General features: G+C 63.3%; 3 protein-coding genes. All 3 read right to left on the reverse strand.

Annotation, left to right across the window (positions count from 1 at the left end; all coding sequences use genetic code 11):
• Window positions 1-1,018: tetratricopeptide repeat protein (locus tag J4F42_18645; protein MCE2487538.1), on the reverse strand; the 1,018-nt coding region annotated here is incomplete at its 3' end.
• A gap of 271 nt (window positions 1,019-1,289) precedes the next feature.
• The gene (locus tag J4F42_18650; protein ID MCE2487539.1) at window positions 1,290-2,273 is read right to left on the reverse strand and encodes a ketoacyl-ACP synthase III; all 984 of its coding nucleotides are present in this window, start codon (window positions 2,271-2,273) and stop codon (window positions 1,290-1,292) included.
• 73 nt (window positions 2,274-2,346) lie between these two features.
• Window positions 2,347-3,159, reverse strand: an 813-nt coding sequence (locus J4F42_18655; GenBank protein MCE2487540.1) for a beta-ketoacyl-ACP synthase II, incomplete at its 5' end; no start/stop codon positions are given.

A 3,159-nucleotide genomic window follows, 5' to 3' on the forward strand; every position in this document is an offset into this window, starting at 1 on the left:
TATTGAGGTGCTCAAACGCATCGCCTAGATAGACATACGCATAGGCATAGTCGGGGACTAAGTCCACCGTGTGTTGCCACGCTTGCGCTGCTCCCGACCAGTCGCCTTCGGTAGCCAGGAGGTGACCCAGGCGGTTATGCACATAGGGTGCGGAAGGCACCAGCCGGAGCGCGGCGTGATACGCTTCCAGAGCGCCCGGTGTATCTCCCGCCACCTCCAGCGCTCTGGCCAGCTGCACGTATGTCGTCGCATTATCCGGCTCCAGCCTCAGCGCTTCCCGGAATGCTGCAATCGCTTTGGTCTGCTCACCGCGGTCTCGCCACGCAACGCCGAGCTGATGATGCGCCCTGGCTGCCTGAGGCGCTAAACGAATCGTTTTCTGCCACTCGGCAATCGCCTCATTCACCTGGCCCTGGTCGTACAAGCGCTGTCCGCGTTCCATATGCGCCCGTGCCTCTGGCGGTACAGATGCTGGCGGCAGCGCGTCCTTCAGCACCGGGGCAGGCGCACCAGATGGTGGAGGCGAAGACGGCTGAGGAGTCGCGCGAGCGACACGCGTCGTGTTTGCCAGCGAAAAGAGCACCCGTGCCTGCTCCGGCGCAGTTCCCTCACCCGGCTCTCCTTCTGCTTCACCGAGCACGGCCGTAACCAGACTCTCCTGCTGTTCCACGACAAAAGGCGGCGTATCCGTGCCTGTCAAATCAAGGACGAAGCGCGTGGAATCTGGATGCGAACCAACCCGCACCTGCCGCACCAGCGCGTCGTCCACGTCATAGATCGCCCCTGGGCGCTGTTCAACCGCTCCGCTGACATCAACGATCAGCCGCACGGGCGACGACAGGACAAAAGACTTGAGGGAATCGGGGGGATGAGAGAAACGCAGAGAGACGATGCGCTGTCCGCCCTGAACCGCAAACCGCATTTCGTGCAGCCTCAGCGCAGTGGTTTGGGACCGCGCTTCGGGTGCGCCTCCTATCCATACGCCGATGAGCAGTATGCAGATCCAGGCTTTGACCATAGCGGCAGCTCACGGGGACAGCACAGTATATACAACAAGAAGGAGGTCGGGAGTAGCCACAGCCAGCTGGTTTGGTCTGGGCTGCGTCACCAACAGCCCCAAGCGCCGGCGATTCGTGCGGCGTGGTCGAGTTCAATCAAGACGCCCTGCCGTGAGATGGTCGAGGCCGGGGCGGTCGCAAGGCTGGTTTTTCCAACGCCACCCTTGCCAATCGGGAATGCGGCCGGCGTGCCAACAGGCCGGCCGTGCCGCCTCACCCGTCTGGTGCGGCCTACCAGCGGACGATGGACGTTCCCCAGGTCAGTCCCCCGCCGCAGCCGCACAGGGCCAGAATATCGTTGGGGCGCACCCGACCGGCCCGGACGGCCTCGTCGAGCGCAATCGGGATGGAGGCGGCCGAAGTATTGCCGTAGTTCTGGACGTTGCAGTACACCTGGTCCATCGCCATATGGAGCCGCTCGGCAACGGCGCGGATGATACGCAGATTGGCCTGATGCGGAACCATCAGGCTCACGTCCGCGGGCGCCAGGCCGGCCTTGTCGAGCGCTTTGCGGGTCACCTCCGATAAGGCCCGGACGGCGACCTTGAACAGCTCGGGTCCCTTCATCTGAATGCCCCACTCCTTGGGGTGCGAGCCTTCCTGGTCAACCGTCTGTCTATGGTCGGAGCGCACGTGCAGCAGCTGCCACAGCGCGCCGCTCGATTCCACCACCGTGCTGAGCAGACCGCGGTCGTCGGACCGGGCATTCTGGGTATCCAGGACAACCGCCCCCGCCCCGTCGCCAAACAGGACACACGTCGAGCGATCTTCCCAGTTGACCATGGTGCTGAGCGTATCGGCGCCGACCAGCAGCAGCCGGTCGTAGTCGCCGCTTTTGATATAGCTGTGGGCGACCGACATGCCGTACACAAAGCCGGCACACGCCGCATTCACGTCAAAGGCCGGGATATTGTCGAGCCCCAGGCGGGCCTGGAGCAAACACGCGGTTGAGGGAAAGGCATAGTTGCCGGAGACGGTGGCGACCACAATCGCCTGCAACTGCTCGGCCCGTATGCCCGAGGCGTCCAGGGCGCGCAGGCTGGCCTCGTGCATCAGGTCGAGGATGTCCTCGTCCTGGGTCACCACATGCCGCTGGTGGATGCCGGTCCGGCTGACGATCCAGTCATGGCTCGTGTCAACGCGTTCTTCCAGGTCGGCATTCGTCAGACAGGTCTTGGGAACGGAGGATCCGGTGCCGATGATACGAGCGCCCATGCGCAATCCCTTTCTGTCTCCTGACCCGAAAGGCGAACGACGATGACATCAAGAAGAGAACATCGTTCACTTATTACTCCGTCCATTTGCGGAACGCGAGGGTCGCATTGGTGCCGCCAAAGCCGAACGAATTGGACAGCACTGCCCGAATCGGCGCTTTTCTCGGAGTGTTGGGGACGTAATCAAGGTCGCAGTCTGGATCAGGTTCTTCGTAGTTAATGGTCGGCGGCAGGGTGGCCCGGTCGAGAACCAGGGCGGCATATACCGCCTCGACCCCTCCGGCGGCACCGAGCATATGACCGGTCATGGATTTGGTGGAACTGACGGCCAGCCGTCCGGCATGCTCGCCAAACACCCGTTTGATGGCCTGGGTCTCGGTTGCGTCGTTGTACGGCGTCGACGTGCCGTGGGCATTGATATAGTCGATCTCGGTCGGATGAATGTTCCCGCTGCGCAGCGCCTGCTGCATGCAGCGGACCGCGCCTTCGCCCTCAGGCGAGGGCGCAGTCATGTGGTGGGCGTCACAGTTGGCGCCATAACCGACCACCTCGGCGTAGATTTTCGCCCCGCGACGACGCGCGCATTCCAGCTCTTCCATCACCACCATGCCGGCCCCTTCGGCCATGACAAAGCCGTCGCGGCCCTTATCAAACGGGCGGCTGGCTTTGTGGGGTTCGTCGTTGTGGGTCGAGACCGCCTTCATGGCGATAAAACCGCCCAGCCCCATGGGGGTCAGCGCGGCTTCCGCCCCGCCGGCAATCACCGCCTGTTGTTCGCCGAGGCGGATCAGCCGAAACGCCTCGCCGATAGCGTGCGACCCGGACGAGCAGGCGCTGGTCGGGGTATAATTCACGCCCTTGGCGCCGTAGCGAATGGCGATCTGACC

Source organism: Desulfurellaceae bacterium (assembly GCA_021296095.1).
Classification (GTDB): Bacteria; Desulfobacterota; Binatia; order Bin18; family Bin18; genus JAAXHF01.

Bases quoted from the DNA above. Each gene is read 5' to 3' on its own strand.
- J4F42_18650 (MCE2487539.1), bottom strand. From the start codon at position 2,273: ATGGGCGCTCGTATCATCGGCACCGGATCCTCCGTTCCCAAGACCTGT.